At 64.5% G+C, this 18,486-nt stretch carries 17 protein-coding genes; 2 read left to right on the forward strand and 15 right to left on the reverse strand.

All coding sequences use genetic code 11. From position 1 onward, the window contains the following. Positions 1-22 precede the first annotated feature (22 nt). The 9 genes from ACX5I4_RS10700 to ACX5I4_RS10740 form a co-directional block, all read right to left on the reverse strand. Positions 23-1,312: a serine/threonine-protein kinase gene (locus ACX5I4_RS10700; RefSeq protein WP_461836643.1), complete on the reverse strand. Its 1,290-nt coding sequence runs from the start codon at positions 1,310-1,312 to the stop codon at positions 23-25. A gap of 161 nt (positions 1,313-1,473) precedes the next feature. Then, positions 1,474-2,427 carry a sugar kinase gene (locus ACX5I4_RS10705; protein ID WP_461836644.1) on the reverse strand — a complete coding sequence of 318 codons (954 nt, stop codon included), beginning with the start codon at positions 2,425-2,427 and terminating at the stop codon, positions 1,474-1,476. Continuing rightward, a complete protein-coding gene (locus ACX5I4_RS10710) occupies positions 2,424-3,098 on the reverse strand; it encodes a bifunctional 4-hydroxy-2-oxoglutarate aldolase/2-dehydro-3-deoxy-phosphogluconate aldolase (RefSeq protein ID WP_461836645.1) in 675 nt (224 codons plus the stop codon). The genes ACX5I4_RS10705 and ACX5I4_RS10710 overlap by 4 nt, the downstream gene beginning before the upstream one ends. A gap of 77 nt (positions 3,099-3,175) precedes the next feature. Next, complete coding sequence (locus tag ACX5I4_RS10715) at positions 3,176-4,552, reverse strand: MFS transporter (protein WP_461836646.1); 1,377 nt, start codon at positions 4,550-4,552, stop codon at positions 3,176-3,178. Positions 4,553-4,600: 48 nt separating this feature from the next. Next, complete coding sequence (locus tag ACX5I4_RS10720; protein ID WP_461836647.1) at positions 4,601-5,653, reverse strand: NAD(P)-dependent alcohol dehydrogenase; 1,053 nt, start codon at positions 5,651-5,653, stop codon at positions 4,601-4,603. Continuing rightward, positions 5,650-7,173, reverse strand: a complete 1,524-nt coding sequence (locus tag ACX5I4_RS10725) for a mannitol dehydrogenase family protein (RefSeq protein WP_461836648.1) — start codon at positions 7,171-7,173, stop codon at positions 5,650-5,652. The genes ACX5I4_RS10720 and ACX5I4_RS10725 overlap by 4 nt, the downstream gene beginning before the upstream one ends. 3 nt (positions 7,174-7,176) lie before the next feature. Further along, a complete protein-coding gene (gene manD / locus ACX5I4_RS10730) occupies positions 7,177-8,394 on the reverse strand; it encodes a D-mannonate dehydratase ManD (protein ID WP_461836649.1) in 1,218 nt (405 codons plus the stop codon). Continuing rightward, on the reverse strand, positions 8,391-9,371 hold the full coding sequence (locus tag ACX5I4_RS10735; RefSeq protein ID WP_461836650.1) for a 2-hydroxyacid dehydrogenase: 981 nt from the start codon (positions 9,369-9,371) through the stop codon (positions 8,391-8,393). Before ACX5I4_RS10735 ends, manD begins: the two co-directional genes overlap by 4 nt. 2 nt (positions 9,372-9,373) lie before the next feature. After that, positions 9,374-10,363 (reverse strand): LacI family DNA-binding transcriptional regulator, encoded by a 990-nt coding sequence (locus ACX5I4_RS10740; RefSeq protein ID WP_461836651.1) that lies wholly within the window; start codon positions 10,361-10,363, stop codon positions 9,374-9,376. A 182-nt stretch (positions 10,364-10,545) separates the two neighbouring features. Here ACX5I4_RS10740 and ggt point away from each other — a divergent pair, with 182 nt between their 5' ends. Beyond that, positions 10,546-12,372: a gamma-glutamyltransferase gene (gene ggt / locus ACX5I4_RS10745; protein ID WP_461836652.1), complete on the forward strand. Its 1,827-nt coding sequence runs from the start codon at positions 10,546-10,548 to the stop codon at positions 12,370-12,372. A 63-nt stretch (positions 12,373-12,435) separates the two neighbouring features. Next, the gene (gene ligD, locus ACX5I4_RS10750; protein ID WP_461836653.1) at positions 12,436-13,458 is read left to right on the forward strand and encodes a non-homologous end-joining DNA ligase; all 1,023 of its coding nucleotides are present in this window, start codon (positions 12,436-12,438) and stop codon (positions 13,456-13,458) included. Between the two features lie 141 nt (positions 13,459-13,599). Here the strand turns inward: ligD and ACX5I4_RS10755 are convergent, their stop codons facing one another. From ACX5I4_RS10755 to ACX5I4_RS10780, 6 genes are all read right to left on the reverse strand, one after another. Then, positions 13,600-13,968 carry a YegP family protein gene (locus ACX5I4_RS10755; RefSeq protein ID WP_461836654.1) on the reverse strand — a complete coding sequence of 123 codons (369 nt, stop codon included), beginning with the start codon at positions 13,966-13,968 and terminating at the stop codon, positions 13,600-13,602. Between the two features lie 277 nt (positions 13,969-14,245). Further along, positions 14,246-14,440: a hypothetical protein gene (locus tag ACX5I4_RS10760; protein WP_461836655.1), complete on the reverse strand. Its 195-nt coding sequence runs from the start codon at positions 14,438-14,440 to the stop codon at positions 14,246-14,248. 202 nt (positions 14,441-14,642) lie between these two features. After that, positions 14,643-15,764, reverse strand: coding sequence for an NAD(P)/FAD-dependent oxidoreductase (locus ACX5I4_RS10765; protein WP_461836656.1), 1,122 nt, complete (start codon positions 15,762-15,764; stop codon positions 14,643-14,645). Between the two features lie 73 nt (positions 15,765-15,837). Next, complete coding sequence (locus ACX5I4_RS10770; RefSeq protein ID WP_461836657.1) at positions 15,838-16,881, reverse strand: Gfo/Idh/MocA family protein; 1,044 nt, start codon at positions 16,879-16,881, stop codon at positions 15,838-15,840. Continuing rightward, positions 16,881-17,657 carry an amino acid ABC transporter ATP-binding protein gene (locus ACX5I4_RS10775; protein ID WP_461836658.1) on the reverse strand — a complete coding sequence of 259 codons (777 nt, stop codon included), beginning with the start codon at positions 17,655-17,657 and terminating at the stop codon, positions 16,881-16,883. Before ACX5I4_RS10775 ends, ACX5I4_RS10770 begins: the two co-directional genes overlap by 1 nt. Further along, positions 17,654-18,442, reverse strand: coding sequence for an amino acid ABC transporter permease (locus ACX5I4_RS10780; protein WP_461836659.1), 789 nt, complete (start codon positions 18,440-18,442; stop codon positions 17,654-17,656). The genes ACX5I4_RS10775 and ACX5I4_RS10780 overlap by 4 nt, the downstream gene beginning before the upstream one ends. Positions 18,443-18,486: the final 44 nt, after the last annotated feature.

Here is an 18,486-nt window from a genome sequence, read left to right on the forward strand (position 1 = left end):
CCGTCAATCCCGCTGCGTGTGCCTAGCCGTTTCCTTTGCCTTTGCCCTTGTGGTTCCCAGGGGCCGGTGCCACAGGCGGTGGCGACTCGACGCTCACGGAGGGCGAAGGCGCAGGGTCGCTGGGCGTCGTTGTGGGCGTCACGGCAGGGGTGGTGGGCGGTGGTACCGGGGCGGCCGGAGCCGGCGGCTGGAGCGCACTCACGCCAAAGATCACCAGTGCGGCCACGAGCAACCCGGCACCGGCAGTCCACATTGATCTGCGTGAGCGGATGAGCGGCTTCCCTTGCCCCGGTCGGCGGTTTTCCGCGGCCGGCACGACGGCGGCCCCATCCCCATCGTTGAGCCTCACCGCAGGCTGGACGCGTGCACGGATGGTGGGTTTTGGTGTCCGGGGCGGACGGTCAGGCAATCGGGGAAGTGCCTGGGTTGCCCCGCCGGCCCGCCCGGGAATTGCCGAGGGGACGCTGGAGCTGACGGCACCTCGGAGTGCTTCCTCAACGTCGCGGGCTGTTGGGCGGCTGGAAGGCTCTGCCAATGTCATGGCGGTCAGGAGGTCAACCCAACGCGCACCGAGGGCCGCTGGGACGCGAGGTGGGCGATGTAGCCTCGCAACCGCTGATTCCACACTGGTTCCCGGGTATTCGAGCGTTCCGGTCAGGCATTCGAGGAGGAGGAGTCCCAGCGAGTAAATATCGCTTGCCGGTCCAAGGGCAGAACCTGTGGCCTGTTCCGGGCTGAGGTACGCGGCGGTTCCGACCGTCGTTCCCGTGGCGGTCAGGCGGGTGCCCTCGATGATGCGCGCGATTCCGAAGTCCGTGAGCTTCGGCCGGAGGGGGGATCCTGCGGGGGCGTCGGCCAGGAGGACATTCGCTGGCTTGATGTCGCGGTGGATGATCCCACGCCCGTGGATATACTCCAGGGCCGAAGCCAAGCCTGCCCCGATCTGGGCGACGTCCGCCATCGCCAGAGGGCGGCCACGCAATCTGGCATACAGGTCCGGTCCGTGGATCAACTCCATGGTGAGGAATGCCCTGGGGTGCTCCGGGTCCCGGCGGTCGGTTCCGGCGTCGAAAAGAGTCACGAGCGACGGATGGTTGAACGTCGCCAGGAGGCGCATTTCGGTTTCATGCCGGGCAAGCCCCTCCGGACCTCCGGGGAGCGGAGCGAAGAGTTTCAGCGCAACGTCACGGCCCAATCTCTCATCGTGTGCCCGGTACACGGACGCCGTGGCGCCGCGGCCGATCAGGGTGCCCAGCCGGTATCGGCCGGCGATGAGGCTTCCAGGTTGCCCCGTGCTTGGGCCATCCAACACTGTGCCACACCTTGCTTTCTTCGAACCGACCGAGCCCGTACAGTCTAGGCGTACGTGCTGGCCGTAGACACACGCCCCAGTGATGTAATCGCCAGGCCGAGTGGGAAGGTTACGTTCGGGCAGGCTCGGCGCGGCCGCCTAGGCACCGACGAAAAACCCGGTCATCGGCTGACCGGTTCATGGTTGCCCAGAAGCTGCAATTCTTCGCGGCGCGGGAGCCCTTCCCAGTCGCCCGGTACCAGGCAAACAAATGCGCCGGTGCTTACGGCAGTTTGAAGACGCTGCCTGGGCTCGCGTCCCTCGACGAATTCGGCCAAGTAGCCGGCCACGAACGCGTCTCCCGCGCCCACGGTGTCTAGGGCGTCGATTGCCATGGCTTCCTGTCTGAAGAGTTGGCCGTCGATGTATGCCAGTGCGCCATTGGCGCCCAACTTGATAACCACTTGGCTTGGGCCCATCGCGGCAATGAGCCTGGCTGCTTCTTCGGCGTCGCCGGCTGGTCCGACGGCGAGCTGCGCCTCCTCGAGGCCGGCGAACACGATGTCCACCTGCGGGATGACCTCGCGGTAGGCCCTTCCGGCGGTGTCGGCGTCCCATAGCTTGCTGCGGTAGTTCAGGTCGAAGGAGACCGGAACGCCGGATGCTCCGGCTGCGGCGATGGCGTAGCGAAGGGTGGAAGCTGCCTGCGGGGAGAGTGCCGGGGTGATCCCGCTGACGTGGAGCAATGCGGCCCCGGCAATCAGCCGTTCGTCGACGTCGTCGGGCGCAATCCGCGAGCCTGCACTGTCGGAACGGTAGTAGGCAACCTTCTGGGCTGTGGGGGTCCGGCGTTCCTTGATCATCAGGCCCGTCGGCGCCTCGTCGTCCACCGTGGCGCGGACATCCACGCCCTCGGCGCGGATCTCCCGTTGCACGAGCTGGCCGAGGGAATCCGCTCCCACACGGCCACACCAGACAGCTTGGACACCCAAGCGTTGCAGGCCGATGGCGACATTGGACTCGGACCCTCCGATGCCGAGGCTCATGGTGGACGCATGGGCCAGCGGGCCGGCCTTGTCCGAGGCCATGAGCGCCATGGTTTCGCCGAGGGTGAGCACATATGTTCCGTGACTCATAGGGATCCACGTGCCTCATCAACGAGGTTTCGGACCCGTCGCGCCCGAGCGGTCAACTCAGGCAAGCTCCCGCCCTTGAAAGCATCGCCCAACAGTGGACCTCCGAGGCTGACTGCCAATGCGCCCGCGCGGATCCATGCCGGGACGTCATCGATGTCGACGCCGCCGGAAGGGACCACTTGGATCTCCCGGAAGGGGCCGCGCAGTTGGGACACGTAGCCGGGTCCTACGGTGGAAGCGGGAAAGACTTTGACGGCGGTGGCGCCCAGGTTCCAAGCGGTGTGGAGCTCGGTAGGGGTCAGTCCGCCGGGGAAGACCGGTACGCCGCGCTGTGTGCACGCTTCGATGACGCCCGGTTCGGTGATGGGCGTGACGATGTACATGGCGCCCAGGTCGAGTGCCGTTTCGGCCTCGTCAGCAGTCGTCACAGTGCCGACGCCGATTTCAACCGAGTCGCCGAACCGCTCGTGCAGTAGCGGAAGCTCCTCGAATACTCCCGGCGTGCTCAGCGTCAGTTCGATACTGAGCACATCGCCGTCCCGGAGGGCTTCGATCACGGGGGTGTAGTCCTTGGCGTGCCGGGCCCTCAGCACTGCCACGACCCTGGTGTCGCGGAGGATGGCGGACGGTGCCGGACGGGAGTTGGTGTCCGGGGTTTCGAGACGGAACATTGATGTCCTTCGTGCGGTGGTTGGTTGGCGGGGTCTTCCGACGGCGGCACTCGCCGCCGTCGGAAGACCGTCGGGTATTACTGGACGTGCTGCGCTTCGGAGGTCACGGGGACAACACCGCTTTTGCTGTGCGCGGCGTCCTCAGGGTCCGTCAAGTCGCGGTTGAGGGTTTCCGGCGACATGCGGGTGGCGATGAAGCTGATGATCATGGTCACGGACATGTAGATCGCCACAGGAATCCAGGAGTTGCTGAACATGCCCAGTAGAGCGGCGCAGATCATCGGAGCGATACCCCCGCCGATGATCGAGGAGAACTCGCGGCCCAAAGTGACGCCTGCGTAGCGGTAACGGCTGCCGAAGATCTCCGGGAAGTAGCTCATGTGCACGCCCACCACGCCTTGGCACGCCAGCATGAAACCGATGATCATCACCAACACGATGGCAACCGGGGAGCCGGTGGTCAGCAGCAGGAATGCGGGGGCGGGGAAGAGGATGAGCGCCCCGGTAATGAGGGAGACGACGCGCCGGCGCCCGATCTTGTCGGACAGGATTCCGAAGGACACAGCCGCCACGCCGCCACAGAGCGATCCGATGAGGAGCACGGGAGGGATGAACTTCGGGTCTGTCCCGATCACGCTGATCAAGTAGGAGGCCATGAACACCTGGATGGTGTAGGACTGGGTGCTGACGCCGAGGTTCATCAGGATGACGCGGAGTACGTTGGCTTTGCCGTACTTGGCGACTTCCCTGAGGGGTGCCGGCGGCTCCGTGCGGGCCTGCTTGATCTCCTCGAAGACCGGTGATTCGTCCAGCTTGCGCCGGATGACCAGAGCGGCGATGGTGACGAAGATGCTGGAGAGGAAGACGAGCCTCCAGCCCCACGTGAGCATGTCGTTAGGCGCAAGGGACTGGGCCGCGATCCACACGAGTGCGCCGAGCGCAGTTCCGGCGGCTGCACCAACCATGATGAGGGAGGCCAGCTTGCCTCGGGTGCCGGGCGCTGCGGACTCAGTGAGCAGGGTTGCACCGCCTGATTGTTCGGCACCGGCGCCGAAGCCCTGGGCTGCGCGGCAGAGGCACAGCAGGACGGGGGCGAGGAGCCCGATCTGCTCAAAGGTCGGAAGGAGCCCGATCGCCAGGGTGGCTCCGCCCATGAGGAGGAGGGTGACCACGAGGATCCATTTGCGGCCGAGGCGATCACCGAAGTGGGAGAAGAAGATCCCGCCGAGGGGGCGGAACAGGAATCCGACGGCGAAGGTGCTGAAGCTGGCCAACAGTGCCGCGGCGGGGGAAATGTTGGGGAAGAAGAGCTTGCTGAAGACCAGCGCCGACGCCGTTCCATAAATGACGAAGTCGTAGAGTTCCAGGGTGGTGCCGATGAGTCCGGCGACGGCGGCCTTCCGGACCTTGCTTTGGTCCACCGACGTGGGCGGAAGGTTTGCTGCTGTGGTCATTTCCATACTCCTTTGAATGGATGTCCGCTGGCCCGTACGTGGGCCGAGTCAGTAGGTGATGAGGACTTTGAGGTTGGTGGGGTCTGTCACTGGGGCCGTGAGTGCGGCCTCGACGTTGGCGAGGGGAAACGTGGAAGTGATGATGGACCGGAGGTCCACAACCCCCGATGCGGCGAGCTGGATCGCCGTCGGGAAGGCGTTGGAGTACCGGAACGCGGTCACGAGGTCGATCTCGTAGCGTTGGAGGAAGCCGAGCGGGATCCCGTCAACGGTGGGACGAGCCTGGCCCACCACTGTGGCGCGCGCGGCAGGCGCCAAGGTCTGGATGCCATCGGCCAGGGCATGGGTGTTGCCGGAGCATTCGATCAGGCGATCCATGTCTTTCAACTCCAAGACCGTAGCCGAGGTGTTGATGGTGCGGGTTGCGCCGAATGCCGCCGCGACGGCCAAGCGGTCGTCGTTGACGTCCGTCACGATCACCTCCGACGCTCCCCGGGACGCCGCCACTTGCGCGACGAGGAGCCCTATCGGGCCAGCACCCGTGATCAGCACACGGTGCCCGGCCTGGACCTGCGCCCGTTCAACCGCCCAGACCGCGACGGCGAGCGGTTCGATCGCTGCCCCGATCTCGGCCGGGATGCTGTCCGGCAGTTCGTGAAGGGCGGCTTCGGGAACCACCACGTGGCGGGCGAACAGCCCGTCGGTGGGCGGGGAGCCGAAGCACGTCCCCGTGGGGCAGAGGTTGTAGCGTCCGGAGAGACACGTGGGGCACTTCCGGCAGGGCAGTGCGGGTTCAATCACGACGGCGGTGCCCGCGGCAACGCTGACCGCCTCACCGGCCGCAACGACGACGCCGGCTCCCTCATGGCCGAGGACGGTGGGCTGGCGGAGGATGTTGGTACCGTTGCGGCCGTCAGCGAAGTAGTGCATGTCCGAGCCGCAGATTCCGCCCGAGCGCATTTCGACGAGTACATCGTTGGGTCCCAGGGGCTTCAGGGCTTTCCGCTCGATGCGGATGTCGCCCGCACCGTGAAGGACGGCTGCCTCCGTGGCGAGCGGCAGCGAAGGTCCGTCGGTGCGGCGGATTACTTGTGTGGTCATTGGATGCTCCGGGTCTGTGCGGGAAGGAGGGAGGTCGCCTGGGCTGACGCGTTGGCGGCGGCAAGCGGACCCTGCCGGTGGATGATGTCAATCAGCTCGCCGGTGCGGCGGATGAAGTCTTCACGCATCGCGAGTTCGTCACCCAAGAGGTGGTGTTCGCCGAGTACTTTGGCGGCGAGGTCCCGTCCCGAGCTGGATCGTGCTGCGAGCCCTTGGAGTGTTTCCCGGGCGGGGTCTTGCATTTCGTTGGCGTGCTTGCCGGGGTCGAACCCCTGCAGGGGCGCGATGCATGACAAATACGCCGCTGCAGTGAGGGCGAGGTAGTGGGGCATGGCGCCGGCGTCGAGCATTTCCAAGGCCGGGATCGGGATCCGTTGGCGGAGCTTGACGGAACCATCGCTGCCCACCTGGCTGGTCCGGTGCCCCAATGCAGAGTTGCGCCACCGTGAGAAGAGTTGCTCCTCGTAGGCGTCGACGTCGACGGCTGCGGGCACAGTAACGCTCGGCAGATACTCATCGCGGAGTACGCGGCGGGCCGCTGCCTCGATGTAGTCCGTGGCAGTGGCGTCAGGAATGGTGGCTGCACCGGACAACGCCCCGAGGTAGGCGATCAGCGAATGGGTCCCGTTCAGCAGCCTGACCTTGAGCTGCTCGTAGGCCGCGACGTCGTCGGTAAAGATAGCGCCTCCGGCCTCCCAGGCAGGGCGGCCGGCTATGAACTTGTCCTCTAAGATCCACATTGTGAACGGCTCGGCGGGCACGGGGATCCGGTCCGCGTAGCCGAGTTGCTCGGCGACGAGACTGCGGTAGTGATCCGTCGTGGCTGGCACGATCCGGTCCACCATGGAAGACGGAAACGTTACATTCGCGTCGATCCACGGCAGCGTTTCGGCGGCCTCGGGGGCTGGCAGCAGTGAAGCGAATTCGCGGACAAGCCGCTGAGTGTGGTGTCCGTTGTCCGCGAGGTTGTCGCAGCTGAGGACTGTCAGCGGCTTGCCGTGTGTCCGTGCCCGGTACTGGAGCCCGCGGACGATCTGCCCGATCGGAGTGCGGGGGACTGAGGCGTTTGAGAGGTCGTGCCGGACATCAAGATCGGCGACGTTGAGCGATCCCGTTGCCGGGCTGTAGGTGTAGCCGTTTTCGGTGACCGTTAGGGACACGATGCGCGTGGTCTCGGCGCCAATGGCGGCTACGACCCGTTGGGGTTCCCGTGCCGCGACGAAGGCGTCCGTATGCACGCGTGGCGTCGAGAATTTCGATCCCTCGGGCGAGATCTCGACGACGGTGTAGAGCATGTCTTGGGCATGCATGGCATCGGTGATGGCTGAGGAACGGCTGGAAATTCCGATGATTCCCCAGTCACCGCCCTGGGCGGCCATGGCGGCTTCCGTGTAGACCGCTTGGTGGGCGCGGTGGAAGTTGCCCAGGCCGAGGTGCACGATGCCCGGGGCGGGAGCTTCCATTCGGTGCAGGATTCCAGGCGTTTCGGCGTTCAGCGGCAGGAGGCTTGACGTGGCCATGGATCACCAGTCCTTCATGGAGCCGTCGAGCTCCCGGGCGATGGGCAGGTAGGCCTGCGCGTACGGGAAGCGGGCTGCGGCTTCTTCGTCCACGTGGACGCCCAGCCCAGGCTCGTCGCCAGGGTGTAGGTAGCCGTCTTCGAAGCGGAAGCTGGATTGGAAGACCTCGGACACCTTGGGGTCGTAGCCCATGTATTCCTGGATGGCGAAGTTGCTCGTCGCCAGGCCGAGGTGCAGCGATGCCGAGAGGTTGATGGGGGAGACATCGGAAGGCCCGTGCGGGGCGCCCTTGATCTGGTAGACCTCGGCGAGTGCCAGGATCTTGCGGACGTGGGAGATCCCTCCGGCGTGCACGACGGCGGTGCGGATGTAGTCGATGAGCCGTTCAGTGATGAGCAACTCGGCATCCCAGACGGTGTTGAAGACTTCGCCGATGGCCAGCGGGATGGTGGTCTGCTGACGCAGCGTACGGAGCAGGCGTTGGTTCTCGGCGGGGGTGACGTCCTCCAGCCAGAACAGGTCCACGTCTTCCAAGGAGCGCGCCAACCGGGCCGCCTCGGTGGGGTTGAGGCGGTGGTGGACATCGTGGAGCAACTTGAGCTCGGGGCCGACGTGTTCACGGACTGCGGACAGGATCTTTGGTGCGTGGCGCAGGTAGGTCGAGGTGTCCCAGTCTTCTTCGACAGGTCCGGCGCCGCGACCGGCGGGTTCGTAACTCGCTGCACCCTTGGTGACGCCGTAGACCTTTGACAGGCCAGGGACGCCCGACTGTGCACGGACGGCGCGGAAGCCTTGCTCGCGGCGTTGGTCTATCGAGTCCAGCAGTTCCGGCAGGTCCCAGCCGGTGGCGTGCGTGTAGGTGAGGATCTTGTCGCGGGCCGCGCCGCCGAGGAGCTGGTAGACCGGAACGCCGAGGGCCTTGCCCTTGATGTCCCAGAGAGCGAGGTCGATGGCGCCGATTGCGGCCATGGTCACCGGACCGCGGCGCCAGTAGGCCCCTTTGTAGAAGTATTGCCAGGTGTCTTCGATGCGGTCTGCGTCCCTGCCCAAGAGGGCTGGGCCGAGGTGATCGCGGAGGTAGCTCGCGACGGAGAGTTCGCGGCCGTTCAGGGTGGCGTCACCCCAACCGACCAGGCCGTCGTCGGTGGTGATCTTGAGCGTGACGAAGTTGCGGCTGGGGCTGGTTACCAGGACGTCGACGTCGACGATTTTTCGGGTCATCGGGAAATCACTACATTCTTCAGCGGTTCGTTTTTGGAAAGGCGGGTGATGTTTTCGGCGATCTCGAGCGCGCGGCTGCGGAAGGTCTCCGCGGTGACGCCGGAGGAATGCGGGGTCATGATGATGTTGTCCAATCGTCCGAACGGAAGGGTGGATGGTTCGCCCCGGCCGTCGGTGCCCGGGTATTGGTACCAGACGTCGATCGCGGCCCCCGCGATCCGACGGTCTTTCAGGGCTTCGTAGAGCGCGGTTTCATCAACGACGGGTCCGCGGGCAATGTTGACCAGTAATCCGTCCGGGCCAAGGTCGTCGAGTTCAGCTGCGCTGATGATGCCGGTGGTCTGCTCCGAGAGCGGGATGCTGACCACCAGGATGTCCGATTCACTGAGTGCCTCGCCAAGCCTTTCGGTAGCGCCGGCCCAGCGCAGGGAGTTGGCCTGGGCGTTCACACTGCCGCTTCGGGTAATGGCGATGCCTTCAGCGCCGAAGGCTTTGAGGAGCGCCCATGCCGCGCCACCGATGTGCCCGAACCCGAGGAATGTCACGACGGCCCCGCGAAGCGTCTCCGGCTGGCGGATCTCGGGGGAGTAAACGGAGGAAGCCCAGACGCCGCTCCGGAGAGCCGCGTCCTGGACGATCAGGTTGCGGCGCAGGGCCACCAGGACCGCGGCGATGTGTTCGGCAATGGAGCTTTCGTGGTGGAAGGTGTTGGCGCAGACCGCCCCGGCGGGCAAAGCATCGGCGTCGATGCCGTCGTAACCGGCACCTCCCACGTGGACCAACCGCAGCTGGCTGGCGGCTGCGCCCATGTCCTCGGTGAAGCGTGGACCCACATAGACGTCTGCGTCCTTGAGGTCGGTCAGGACGGCGTGCTCATTCCAGCTATCGTGCCAGGAGGTGAGGGATCCCCCAGGAAGGGCGGCCTCGAAGGTGGACCGCTGGGGCATCAGATTGGGGTCTGCGATGACTATTCTCATGGTTACTTTCCCTGGAGGGCTTGCTCGGCGGTGCGCGCGGCAAATGTGGAGCCACGCACGATGAGTTGGGAGCTGAGGTGGACGGCTTCCGTGGCTATCGGCTTTCCGGCCATCTGCTCAAGGAGGAGTTCGAGGCTGAGGGCACCGCTTCGGTCAATGGGTACTCGGACAGAGGTAAGTCCCGGTTCGGCCGCGGCGGCGATGTCAAGGTCGTCGATGCCGACAACGCTGATGTCTTCCGGGCAGTGGTAGCCGAGAGTCCGGGCCCCCGCGAGCATGCCGATAGCGACGAGGTCGTTGTACGCGATGACTGCGGTGGCACCGCTGGCGACTACTGACGCCGCTGCCGCCAGTCCGCCGTCGACCGTTGCGTTTTGGTTCCCGACGGTGACGAGTTCAATCCCCCAAACAGTGCAGAAGCGGGTGATGGCGGCGCTGCGCTGGCCGTTTGCCCATGACGACGCCGGTCCGGGGATGTAGGCGAGTTTGCGGTGGCCGAGGGCGTAGAGGTGTTCTATGGCTTGGCGGATTCCTTCGCCGGCTTCCATGAGTACACGTGCCGCGTGCTCGGCTTCGCCGTTGATGACCACGAGCGGGGCGCTGCCGGCGAGTTCGTGGATCTGCTCCGACGGCAAGCGGGGCGAACAGAGGATGATGCCGTCCACCCCCGTCGAGAAGGACTCAAGATGGGCGCGTTCGCGCGAGGAGGATTCGGCGGTGTCGGCCAAGACCATCCGGTGCCGGCCATGCCATGCCTGGTCCTGTATGGCCTTGATCAGGGCCGCGAAGACTGCGTTGGAGACATCAGGGACGATGACGCCGAATGTCCGGCTGCCGGTCACTCCGGGCACGTCGTAGCCGAGTTGCTCCGCTGCGGCCATGACCTTCTGCCGCGTCTCCGCGGCCAGTCGTCCGGGATCTCCGAATGCCCGCGAAGCTGTTGCCAGGGACACTCCCGCCAGCTTTGCGACATCCGTGAGTTTTGCCGACATCTGTCCTCCAGTTGCTTCGTTGAAACCTTGTTCTGCAAGTATTGAAAATCTTGTACAAGTTTGTCAATGGTTTGCAGAGATTGCTGGCATCCAAGAGATTGCCTGCACCCGTTGAGCCTCGCACCACCGCGGAGTAGGGTGGCCACACCGCCAACCCGCACAACCTTGATGGGGGAGCCACCATGCCACATGCAAGACTTCGACTGGCCACCATGACGGCAGTCCTCGCGCTGAGCGTGACGAGCGGTGCCGTTGCCAGTCCCGCCTTTGCCGATCCGCGCCAGACTGAAAAGACCGCCACCGCCACGGGATATGGCGGCGCGGTAAGCACAGTAGACCCCGAGGCATCCGCTGCGGCGATCGAGGTCCTGCGCAAGGGCGGCAACGCAGCCGACGCCGCCGTCGCCGCGGCCGCAACCCTTGGGGTGACCGAACCGTACAGCGCCGGGATCGGCGGTGGCGGATACTTCGTGTTCTACAACGCGAAGACCGGAAAGATCGGCACCATCGACGGCCGCGAGACCGCACCGGCTGCGATGCCGCACGACGCGTTCATCGATCCGAAGACCGGAAAGCCCTACAACTTCACGCCCGAGCTCGTCACCAGTGGCGTCTCCGTAGGCGTCCCCGGCACAGCGGCGACCTGGGAGCGCGCTCTGGACCGTTGGGGTACGTTGAGCCTCGGCGATGCGCTCCAGCCGGCCATCAAGGTCGCGACACGGGGCTTCGTCGTTGACCAAACCTTCCGCCAACAGACTCTCGACAACAAGCTCCGCTTCGGGGCGTTCAGCTCCACGAGCAAGCTGTTCCTCCCAGGAGGCGACGCACCCGCCGTTGGAAGCGTCTTCCAGAACCACGACCTCGCCGCGACGTACCGGCTCCTCGCGAAGCAGGGCATCAGCGCCTTCTACGGCGGCCCGCTGGCAGCCGAGATCGCCGCAACAGTCCAGGCACCGCCGAAAACAGCCACCACCACGCTACCGATCCCCGTGGGGCACATGACTACGGGCGACCTCGCCGCGTACAAACCCCTGGACCAGGCGCCCACCCACGTCGACTACCGCGGCCTCGATGTCTACGGCATGGCGCCGTCGAGCAGCGGGGGCACCACAGTGGGCGAGGCGCTCAACATCCTGGACACCGTCAACCTCTCCGAGATGTCCAAGCCCGCCGCCCTGCACCACTACCTTGAAGCGAGCGCGCTCGCGTTCGCCGACCGTGGAAAGTACGTTGGGGACCCTGCCTTCGTCGATGTTCCTACGAACGCGCTCACCGACCCGGTCTTCGGCAAGGAACGCGCCTGCCAGATCGACCCTCTGCACGCGGCCACGAAGCCCGTCGCACCGGGGGACGTGTCCGGGTACGACGGCGTGTGCCCGGCGTCCGCTGCCGCGCTCGCCGCTGAGAAGGACACCGAAAACATCTCGACAACCAACATGACGGTCGCGGACAAATGGGGAAACGTGGTTGAGTACACGCTTACCATCGAGCAGACCGGAGGATCGGGCATCGTGGTGCCCGGGCGTGGGTTCCTGCTCAACAACGAGCTGACCGATTTCTCGACCGTCTACAACGCGGCTGATCCAAACCGGATCGAGCCGGGGAAGCGCCCGCGCTCATCGATGTCCCCGACTATTATCCTCAAGGACGGCAAGCCGTTCCTCGCCCTCGGTTCACCCGGTGGATCGACCATCATCACCACCGTGCTGCAGACGATCCTGAACAGGGTGGACTTGGGCATGAGCATCTCCGACGCGATCGCTGCCCCGCGTGCTTCGCAACGGAACACCGCCAAAGTGACGGCCGAGCCGGACTTCATCACAGCGTATGGGAGTCAACTGACACCGTTTGGCCATCAGTTCACGCCATCAGGTGATGCTTTCACCTCGGCCGCGGAGATCGGTGCGGCAACAGCGATCGAGTTCAGGCCCGGCGGGCTCATGATCGCTTCCGCAGAGCCAGTGCGGCGCGGAGGAGGCTCGGCGATGGTTCTCAAACCGTCGCGATGACCGATGAATGCGGATTTCCTTCAAGCTGCTGACACTGGAGTAGCGCCGGGGTAGCTTGTCCCCATGGCTACCGAAGCAACCATCCTCACCGTTGACGGTCCGAACGGTCCTCACGAAATACGGATCTCCAGTCCTAGCCGGGTCCTTTGGCCGGAGCTCGGCCTGACCAAGCTGGATCTCGCGCGCTATATCGTTGATGTCGGGGAGCCATTCATCTCTGCAAACGGCGACCGGCCGGTCTCGCTGCAGCGCTTTTCGGACAATATCGACGGCGAGCAGTTCTTCTCCAAGAATCCGCCCAAAGGGACACCGGACTTTATCCGATCCGTGAAGGTGGTGTATCCGAGTGCGCGCTCGCATCCGCAATTGGTGCTCGATGAGCCAGCCGCTGCCGTGTGGGCCGTCCAAATGAACACGGTGGTCTTTCACCCTTGGCCTTCGCGGGTCGAAAACACGGACAACCCTGACCAGCTGCGGATCGACCTGGATCCGCAGCCCGGAACAGATTTCGACGACGCGATTCCCGCGGCCCTTGCGCTGAAAGGCGTGCTCGCGGAGGCTGGATTGACCACCTTCATCAAGACCTCCGGAAACCGTGGGCTCCACGTCTATGCCCCGATCGAGCCTTCGCATGAGTTCCTGGACGTACGGCATGCCGTCATTGCCGCCGCCCGGGAACTCGAGCGCCGAATGCCGGACAAGGTCACGACGGCCTGGTGGAAGGAAGAACGAGGTGAACGGGTGTTCGTCGATTTTAATCAAGCCAACCGTGACCGGACCATAGCCGGCGCGTACAGTCCGAGGGCGCTCGCTCATGCTCCAGTCTCCTGTCCAATCACGTGGGACGAACTTGAATCTGCGGACCCGAAGAACTTCACCATCCTCACCGTGCCCGGCAGGTTGAAAGCCGTTGGCGATCCGTGGAGTGACATGAACTCCAAAGCGGGGAGGATCGACCTCCTGCTTCAATGGTGGGAACGCGACCTGGGCGCGGGGTTCGGGGAATTGCCGTTCCCGCCTGACTACCCAAAGATGCCCGGCGAACCGCCGCGTGTGCAGCCGAGTCGAGCACGCAGGAACGACTGACTGCCACTGCGGGCCAAGATGGCCATGGCGGTAAAACGGTGGAAGAATTGTGGGTGGACCAAAACGGCCGGCGGCGCATCTCGCCTGCTGAGACCCAGGTGAGTCCCCCAGTGCGCCGTCGGTCCTGACCTTGTCGAATTCTTATGCTGCGCCGGTCCATCTGGGCGCGGTTGCCGCCCGCCGGAGTTCCTTGGCGCGGCTGCGGAATCCATCGCTCGCCTTGCGCCGCTCGTCACACGCTTGGGGATTCGCGTTTTGGGGAACCGTGCTCTGCGGAACCGTGCTCTGCGGAACCGTGCTTGGACGGGACATCGGAGCCGGTTCCAGCGCGCCCCCAACCGGGCAAAGATCGGTGACCAGCCCCATTCCTGCACACTCGCGCGCCGCGGCGATGCCGGCGACCACCCCGGACTTATCCTCGAACGGCGTCGAAACAGCAATGACCATTCCGTCCGGTGATGTGAGGCGGAACCTGAAAAGGGACTCCCCGTCAACGAATACTTCAAACATGCCGGCCACAACTACCTCCCGGTCTGCGGATCCCGCTCCGTAGCAGCTTCACTACGGAGCGGGACGGAGCATCGCTGCATTCCTTAGCCGCTGCTTTGGTTGAACGATCGCCATGGATCGCCTTTCACGTCATATTCAGTCTGTGCCAGCTCCGTTTCGGCTCACAAGACCGGGTGGGTAAACCCTGTGTAAAACGTGTGCAACCCCCCGGTCCTCCGCAAACCGGTCTCCGTAAGACCCGGGCGTTACGGGTGAGCGCCCTGCAGCCAGTCGGGTGTCAATGGTTCCGATTCATCAAATGCTCGAGCAGGGCGAGTTCCGGGAAGCCAGGATGTCGGGCAATGCTGGCCTTCAGTTTGGCTCGTATGTGCTCACCGTCCGGCTCGGTACCGCTGAGGACTTCGTCGATGATGCCTTGTGCCTGCTTACGGAGGGCCGCAAGGTTGTCACTTCCGACCGCCGCAAAGTTCATCACCGCTTCCGGCCCTCCGAATGGGTCAAAAGACTCTAAAGGTTCCGACACTGCCAGCTCCCCAATGGTCATCCCGGCCGGTCCCGGCTGAGCCCGGGATTGCCCGCATCCACTCTAAATAGTAATGAGGGCAACCGGATTGTTCACGGCGTTGGAGCCAGAACAATGAATATGGCCTCGTATTGACGGTTTGTGACGGGAACTAGGAGAATCTTCCCGGCCGGAATGTTGAGAGCATGGGGTGCTTCCTTCCGGTGAAGATTTCGCCCGCGAGCAGTTCGCCGACGATGAGTCCCAGCGTGGCCCCGGAGTGGGTGAATGCTACGAAGCAGCCCGGCAATTGGGCGAGTTCGCCCAGAACTGGTTCGCCGTCGCCGGGAATGGGCTTGTAACCGATCTTCCAGGAAGCCGGCTTCAGCGCGGGGTTGCCGGTGAGGAGCTTTGACGCCTCATCGGCTAGTTCCTGGACGACGTCATCCGGGATGCTGAAGGAGCCGTCTGGGTGTTCGGTGATGTGCTTTTCATACCAGTCGTGGTCCAGCGCAAAGGTGTTCCCGGGGTTGGGCCGGATAGCGACGCGGGGGGTGTTCATGACGGCCTTCACTTCGTGGTCCACCGGCTTGGTGAGCACCAGCATGGAGACGGGGGAGCCGTTGGGGATTTCGACGCCGAGAGGCGCGACGACGGCGGGGGTTGCGGCACCGCAGGCCACCAGGACGGCATCAGCTTCGTAGGTTTCGCCGGCTGCTGTTTCGACGCCGGTGGCCCGGCCGCCGTCGACCGTGACCGAAGCTTTGCCGGCATTGAGTACCAGCCGGCCACCTCGTTCGTGGAACTCCTCCATGAGGAATTCCACCAGGTCCGGCAGGCTGACCCAGCCCTCGCCGGGGTTGAAAATTGCGCTTTCCGGTACAGCGCTTGCGTTAATGCCGGGGGTGGCGGATTCAATTTCTTCGGGCTTCAGCAGCTTGGAGTCATACCCGACGGACTTCTCGTAAGCGTGGCGTGCTTCCGTGACTTCATGCTGTCCGGCGGCGTTCCACATGAGACCGCCGCCGAATTGCAGCCACTCGCGGTGGGGATCCGCGGCAAAGAGTGTGCGGTAGCGGTCGACCCCGGCGAGCCGCAACTGGTGGTAAGGGGTGGAGCGTTCTCCGGCGGAGTTGAGCCACGATAGCGAACGTCCGCTGGCCTCGCTGGCGAGGCCCCGCTCGGTCAGTAGCACAACTGACGCGCCTTCGCGGAGCAGGTGGACCGCTGTTGAGACTCCCAGGATGCCGCCGCCAAGGACGACGACATTTTTCGTAGGGGGCGTGGAGGACATGGGTCTCCCTTTCTTTGGAACGTGGGTTGTTTGGTGGCGCAGGGTGGGCCCCGGCATGGTTTGGAAAATTTGGCTACGCGAAGGCGTGGATTCTTTCAATGATTCCGAGGGTTTCGAGCGACTCCATCGGGTTGACCGGTAACGGTCCGTCCCCGCGCAGGGCAATCGCGAGCTCGGCATAGAACCGGGGGTAGGAACCCCTCTGGGCCGGAACGCTCTCGTTCACTCCGTCAGCCCCCAGGACGCCCCATGAATTCTTCGGCTCAACGCCGTAGCCGGAATCGGAGGGGAGCATGCCGGCTGCAAGGGCCGGCTCTTGGCTGTCCAAGCCCCATTTCGTGTATCCGGCCTTGGAACCCAGGACGTGGAAGCGCGGACCGGCTTGGGCTGCCATGCCGTTCATCCACAACCTGGTCCGCACCCCTGAACCGTGCAGCAGCGATACGAACGCCTCTGTGTCTGCGCCGTCCCTGTAAGGTCCATGGTTTGCCGTCTCGCCATAGCAGTCATCAATGGGACCGAATAGTTGGATGGCCTGGTCAATCAAGTGGGCGCCGAGGTCATGGAGGATGCCGCCCCCTTCGGCTACAGAAACTGTGTCCCGCCAATTGCCGAAGCCTTCGGGCCGCCACCACTCGAACCGAGATTCGAAGCTTCGGACCTCGCCCAGGCCACCTTCCCGGACGATCTTCCGGAGTGTCAGGAAGTCGGCGTCCCACCGGCGGTTCTGGAAAACGGTCAGCCGCACCCCGCCGTCGGACGCTCTGGCGATGAGCTCTTCACCGTGAGCCGAGGTCGTCACGAAAGGCTTATCCACCACCACATGGAGGCCGTGGGCTATCGCGGTCGCGGCGAGGTCGAAATGGGTAAGCGGAGGAGTGCCAAGGATCACGAGGTCAAGGCCAGGAGCCAGCTCGAACAAAGCTTCCGGCGTCGGGATGACGCGGGCGCCGGGGTAGAGCCTCGCCGCTTCCGCAGCGCGTTTTGGATCAGCTGTCACGATGACGTCCAACGAGTAGCCGGGATCAGCTGCCACAAGCGGTGCGTGAAAGACCTTTCCGGACACCCCGAAGCCGACGACGGCGGTTCGGATGGGTGCCGCTGCGGTGTTCCGCATCAGAGGACTTCCGAGAGGAACCGCTGGAGCCGCTCACTGCGGGGGTTGTCGAAGAGTTCTGCGGGCGAACCGCTCTCCACAACTTCTCCTTCGTCCATGAAGACCACCTGGTCGGCGACTTTTCGGGCGAATCCCATTTCGTGGGTGACCACGAGCATGGTCATGCCGCGGCGTCCAAGGCCCGCCATCAGGTTCAGTACACCCTTGACGAGCTCGGGGTCCAGGGCGCTGGTGGCCTCGTCGAAGAGCATCACTTCGGGCTCCATGGCCAAAGCACGGGCAATGGCTACGCGTTGCTGCTGGCCCCCCGAGAGGTCCCGGGGGCGGTGGTCGGCGCGTTCGGCGAGGCCTACTTCGGCGAGGCTGCGGTGTGCACGCTCCCTGGCCGCGGCCTTGGACATTCCCTTGACGCTCCACAGGGCCAGGGCCACGTTCTCAAGAGCGGTGTGGTCGGGGAAGAGATTGAAGTGCTGGAACACCATGCCGATACGGCTGCGAAGGATGTCCGGTTTGACCTTGAGTGCGCTTTCACCGGCCAGCAGGACGTCGCCGCTCTTGGGTTCGTGGAGTCGGTTGACGCCACGGAGCAGGGTCGACTTGCCGGATCCCGAGGGGCCGATGATGCACGTGGTGGTGCCGGGTGCCACGTTCAGGCTGACGTTGCGCAGCACTTCGATGTCCCCGTACGCCATGGTCAGGCCTTTTAGCTCAAGGCTGGAGCCGTGGAACGTCTTGACGCTGGCGGTGGTGTTGTTGGTGCTGGTGCTGGCGCTCATGTGTTGCTCCCGGTGATCAGCGGCGATGCCGCATCGAGTTCTGTAACTTCCTTCAGTCCGCTGCTAGGCGCGCTTGGCCGACGGCGGCCGGTGCGGAAGCGGCTGTCAAAGTAGTTCACGAGGTGAGTGAGCGGCACGGTGATGACGAGGTAGAACACCCCGGCCATGACCAGTGGCGAGAGGTTTCCGGACAGCACGGCTGCATCCTGGCCCACACGGAAGAGCTCGCGTTCGCTGACCAGCAGCCCGAGGAAATACACCAGCGAGGAATCCTTGACGATCGCGATGAACTGGTTCACCAGGGCCGGCAGCACCCGGCGAATGCCTTGGGGCACCACCACGAGTCGCATGGATTTGGCATAGCTCATGCCCAAGGCGCGGCATGCCTCGCCTTGGCCCCTGTCCACGCTTTGGATGCCCGCGCGGAAGATCTCACCGATATACGCGCTGGCGATCAGGCTCAGCGCGATAATGCCGAGGGGGTAGGGGGAGGGGCCGAAGATTGATTGGCTCAGCCGGGCGAAGCCTTGGCCGATCAGCAGGATGGTGAGGATTGCCGGGAGGCCGCGGAACAAATCGGTGTAAATACGGGCCGGGACGCGGAGCCACTTGGAGGATGAGATCCCCATGACGGCAACAACCATGCCCAGCGCGACGCCGATGATGGTTGCGGCCACCGAGATGATCAGCGTGTTCAGCAAGCCCACGCCGAGCAGTTGCGGGAGGACTTCGGCCATCGCGCCGAAATCGAAGAATGTACGTGTGATGGTGCTTAACCAGTCCATGGTTTGCTCTCAGACTTAGGTGGCTGTTGGGCGGGCGGACCGGG

This window comes from Arthrobacter sp. MMS24-S77, from assembly GCF_054888235.1.